Source organism: Brachybacterium hainanense, from assembly GCF_042434575.1.
In the GTDB taxonomy this organism is placed as follows: domain Bacteria; phylum Actinomycetota; class Actinomycetes; order Actinomycetales; family Dermabacteraceae; genus Brachybacterium; species Brachybacterium hainanense.
In genome coordinates, this window is the sequence record NZ_JBHLSV010000067.1 from 1 (window position 1) to 5,431 (window position 5,431).

Genomic DNA, 5,431 nt, shown 5'->3' on the forward strand with positions numbered 1-5,431 from the left:
TGGGAGTTCTACTCCAGGAGCGTCACCCGCTCCACCAACCACAAGAATGTCCGGCGGCGTCCTACTCTCCCACACCCTCCCGAGTGCAGTACCATCGGCGCTGAAGGGCTTAGCTACCGGGTTCGGAATGGAACCGGGCGTTTCCCCAACGCTATGACCGCCGTAACACGACGAGACATCCTGGACCTCTGGACCCACCACACCCACCCCCACACGCACGAGGGGGCCTGGTATGACGATCCCGGGAGTTGTTTCCCGAGAACCACACAGTAGACGCGAGCACACAGCAACCAACACAGTTCAATGTTGTTAAGTCTTCGACCATTAGTACCAGTCAGCTCCACACATTACTGCGCTTCCACATCTGGCCTATCAACCCAGTCATCTCCTGGGGGTCTCCCACACACAAGGTGTACGGATATCTCATCTTGAAGCAGGCTTCCCGCTTAGATGCTTTCAGCGGTTATCCCTTCCCGACGTAGCCAACCAGCCATGCTCTTGGCAGAACAACTGGCACACCAGAGGTCAGTCCATCCCGGTCCTCTCGTACTAGGGACAGGTCTTCTCAAATATCCAACGCGCGCAGCGGATAGGGACCGAACTGTCTCACGACGTTCTAAACCCAGCTCGCGTACCGCTTTAATAGGCGAACAGCCTAACCCTTGGGACCAACTCCAGCCCCAGGATGCGACGAGCCGACATCGAGGTGCCAAACCATGCCGTCGATATGAGCTCTTGGGCAAGATCAGCCTGTTATCCCCGGGGTACCTTTTATCCGTTGAGCGACACCCATTCCACAATGAGGTGCCGGATCACTAGTTCCTGCTTTCGCACCTGCCCGACATGTCTGTCTCGCAGTCAAGCTCCCTTGTGCACTTACACTCAACACCTGATTGCCAACCAGGCTGAGGGAACCTTTGAGCGCCTCCGTTACTCTTTAGGAGGCAACCGCCCCAGTTAAACTACCCATCAGGCACTGTCCCTGATCCGGATCACGGACCGAGGTTAGGAATCCAGAACGACCAGAGTGGTATTTCAACAACGACTCCACACGAACTAGCGTCCATGCTTCCCAGTCTCCCACCTATCCTACACAAGCCGTCCCGAACACCAATACCAAACTATAGTAAAGGTCCCGGGGTCTTTCCGTCCTGCTGCGCGTAACGAGCATCTTTACTCGTAATGCAATTTCGCCGAGTTCGCGGTTGAGACAGTGGAGAAGTCGTTACGCCATTCGTGCAGGTCGGAACTTACCCGACAAGGAATTTCGCTACCTTAGGATGGTTATAGTTACCACCGCCGTTTACTGGGGCTTAAATTCTCAGCTTCGCTCCGAAGAGCTGACCAGTCCTCTTAACCTTCCAGCACCGGGCAGGCGTCAGTCCGTATACAGCGTCTTACGACTTCGCACGGACCTGTGTTTTTAGTAAACAGTCGCTTCTCCCTGGTCTCTGCGGCCCTCGAGGCTCTCACCTCTCAGGCCCCCCTTCTCCCGAAGTTACGGGGGTATTTTGCCGAGTTCCTTAACCACGATTCTCTCGAACGCCTTGGTATTCTCTACCTGATCACCTGAGTCGGTTTAGGGTACGGGCGACTCTATTCGTCACGCCGGAACTTTTCTTGGCAGTACAGGATCACTCACCTACGCCCATACGGGATCCCCATCACGTCTCACCCAACACGGCACCGCATTACCGGTGCTCGGGCTGCACGCTTAGACGGACTATTCCATTAAGTCCGCGGAAGCTACCTCTCTGCGTCATCCCATGCGCTGACCTACTACGTCCTTGGTTCACAGCCTCCACCAGAAACTCTTCCCCGAAGGGAACAGCACGGCATCGGGTGCTTAGCATCGAACGCCTCGGTATGGGTCCTCCTAGAATCGGTTCGGGAATATTCACCCGATGTCCATCGACTACGCCTGTCGGCCTCGCCTTAGGTCCCGACTAACCCAGGGCGGATTAACCTGGCCCTGGAACCCTTGATCAATCGGCGGACGGGTTTCTCACCCGTCTTTCGCTACTCATGCCTGCATTCTCACTCGTGCAGCCTCCACCACTGGGTTCCCCCGCAGCTTCGCTGGCTACACGACGCTCCCCTACCCACCCCACCAGACGGTGGAGTGACACAGCTTCGGCGGTGTACTTGAGCCCCGCTACATTGTCGGCGCAGAATCACTTGACCAGTGAGCTATTACGCACTCTTTCAAGGGTGGCTGCTTCTAAGCCAACCTCCTGGTTGTCTCAGCAACTCCACATCCTTTTCCACTTAGCACACGCTTAGGGGCCTTAGCTGATGTTCTGGGCTGTTTCCCTCTCGACTATGAAGCTTATCCCCCACAGTCTCACTGCTGCGCTCTCACGTACCGGCATTCGGAGTTTGGCTAAGGTCAGTAACCCGGTAAGGCCCATCGCCTATCCAGTGCTCTACCTCCGGCACGAAACACGCAACGCTGCACCTAAATGCATTTCGGGGAGAACCAGCTATCACGAAGTTTGATTGGCCTTTCACCCCTATCCACAGGTCATCCCCTCCATTTTCAACTGAAGTGGGTTCGCGCCTCCACGCGGTCTTACCCGCGCTTCACACTGCCCATGGATAGATCACTTCGCTTCGGGTCTAGAGCCGGCTACTGAACGCCCCGTTCAGACTCGCTTTCGCTACGGCTACCCCACACGGGTTAACCTCGCAACCGACCACTAACTCGCAGGCTCATTCTTCAAAAGGCACGCCGTCACCCCGTAAGGCTCCGACGGATTGTAAGCACACGGTTTCAGGTACTATTTCACTCCCCTCCCGGGGTACTTTTCACCTTTCCCTCACGGTACTTGTCCGCTATCGGTCACAAGGAAACAAGGAAATATTTAGGCTTACCAGGTGGTCCTGGCAGATTCACACCGGATTTCACGGGCCCGGTGCTACTCGGGAACAGCCTCACGCTGCATGACAGTTTCGTCTACGGGGGTCACACCCTCTACGCCATCGCACTCACCACGACTTCGACTACCATCACACCATCACGTCGACAGGCCGGCAGACCCATCCAAGACGTCCCACAACCCCCAACCTGCAACCCCTGCCGGGTATCACACAGACCAGGTTTAGCCTCATCCGCTTTCGCTCGCCACTACTCACGGAATCACTATTTGTTTTCTCTTCCTGCGGGTACTGAGATGTTTCACTTCCCCGCGTTCCCTCCACACCACCTATACATTCAGTGGCAGGTACCGGGACTTGACTCCCGGTGGGTTTCCCCATTCGGACATCCTCGGATCACAGGTCGGTTGTCACCTCCCCGAGGCTTTTCGCAGACTCCCACGTCCTTCGTCGGTTCCTTGTGCCCAGGCATTCACCGTGTGCTCTTTACAACTTAGCAACACAAACAAAGACACATTAATTGCTTACAAGATGCTCGCGTCCACTATGCAGTTCTCAAGAAACAACCCCACACCCGCCACCACACCCCCATCACGGGAGTCCAGCCACGAGGGAGGACCAGCCACACACCCACCCCGCACCCCGGTCCACCCTCCCCGCACAACACGAGAAAAAGATGACCGAGAAGCCAGGCAGGCCGCGTGCAGCCTCAAAACCCAATAGTGTGTCTCCACCTGAAACCCCCACAGAACCCCACCGCTTTCCCCCGCACCCGACGGCACGCGTACTCACGACAAGACCCCCACAGGGCCAAGCGCCTATCCGTTGATGTTCCACCCATGAGCAACCACCCCCACCACACGCGGGCAGGAAGATGGCCACCATACTTGGTGATGCTCCTTAGAAAGGAGGTGATCCAGCCGCACCTTCCGGTACGGCTACCTTGTTACGACTTAGTCCCAATCACCGATCCCACCTTCGACAGCTCCCTCCACAAGGGTAAGGCCACTGGCTTCGGGTGTTACCGACTTTCGTGACTTGACGGGCGGTGTGTACAAGGCCCGGGAACGTATTCACCGCAGCGTTGCTGATCTGCGATTACTAGCGACTCCGACTTCATGGGGTCGAGTTGCAGACCCCAATCCGAACTGAGACCGGCTTTTTGGGATTCGCTCCACCTCACAGTATCGCAACCCTTTGTACCGGCCATTGTAGCATGCGTGAAGCCCAAGACATAAGGGGCATGATGATTTGACGTCGTCCCCACCTTCCTCCGAGTTGACCCCGGCAGTCTCCTATGAGTCCCCGCCATCACGCGCTGGCAACATAGAACGAGGGTTGCGCTCGTTGCGGGACTTAACCCAACATCTCACGACACGAGCTGACGACAACCATGCACCACCTGTGCACCAGTCCAAAGAAAGCCACATCTCTGCAGCGATCCGGTGCATGTCAAGCCTTGGTAAGGTTCTTCGCGTTGCATCGAATTAATCCGCATGCTCCGCCGCTTGTGCGGGCCCCCGTCAATTCCTTTGAGTTTTAGCCTTGCGGCCGTACTCCCCAGGCGGGGCACTTAATGCGTTAGCTACGGCGCAGAGAACGTGGAATGTCCCCCACACCTAGTGCCCAACGTTTACGGCATGGACTACCAGGGTATCTAATCCTGTTCGCTACCCATGCTTTCGCTTCTCAGTGTCAGTAATGGCCCAGAGACCTGCCTTCGCCATCGGTGTTCTTCCTGATATCTGCGCATTTCACCGCTACACCAGGAGTTCCAGTCTCCCCTACCACACTCTAGCCTGCCCGTACCCACCGCACGCCCGAGGTTAAGCCTCGGGTTTTCACGGCAGACGCGACAAGCCACCTACAAGCTCTTTACGCCCAATAATTCCGGACAACGCTTGCGCCCTACGTATTACCGCGGCTGCTGGCACGTAGTTAGCCGGCGCTTCTTCTGCAGGTACCGTCACTTTCGCTTCTTCCCTACTGAAAGAGGTTTACAACCCGAAGGCCGTCATCCCTCACGCGGCGTCGCTGCATCAGGCTTCCGCCCATTGTGCAATATTCCCCACTGCTGCCTCCCGTAGGAGTCTGGGCCGTGTCTCAGTCCCAGTGTGGCCGGTCGCCCTCTCAGGCCGGCTACCCGTCATCGCCTTGGTGAGCCATTACCTCACCAACAAACTGATAGGCCGCGAGTCCATCCCCCACCGATAAATCTTTCCAACCCCCACCATGCGGTAGGAGCTCCTATCCGGTATTAGCCACGATTTCCCGAGGTTATCCCAGAGTGAAGGGCAGGTTACTCACGTGTTACTCACCCGTTCGCCACTAATCAGACCGTGCAAGCACGGTCGTCATCGTTCGACTTGCATGTGTTAAGCACGCCGCCAGCGTTCGTCCTGAGCCAGGATCAAACTCTCCATAAAAAATGAAAACAATCCTAGCAATGACTTACGACTAGCAAAACTTGTTTCGCTATCATCCGTCATGCCAAACATAAAAATTTGGCATCAACAAACAGACACACTATTGAGATCTCAAACAACACGCGCAC

3 rRNA genes are annotated in these 5,431 nt (G+C 56.1%); all 3 read right to left on the reverse strand.

Going from position 1 to position 5,431, the window contains the following annotated elements:
• Positions 1-48: 48 nt before the first annotated feature.
• Positions 49-165: ribosomal RNA gene (gene rrf / locus ACFFF6_RS19965) — 5S ribosomal RNA — on the reverse strand.
• 140 nt (positions 166-305) lie between these two features.
• Positions 306-3,376, reverse strand: a 23S ribosomal RNA gene (locus ACFFF6_RS19970).
• Between the two features lie 405 nt (positions 3,377-3,781).
• Positions 3,782-5,303 (reverse strand): 16S ribosomal RNA (locus tag ACFFF6_RS19975).
• The 16S, 23S and 5S rRNA genes sit together here, the layout of an rRNA operon.
• Positions 5,304-5,431: the final 128 nt, after the last annotated feature.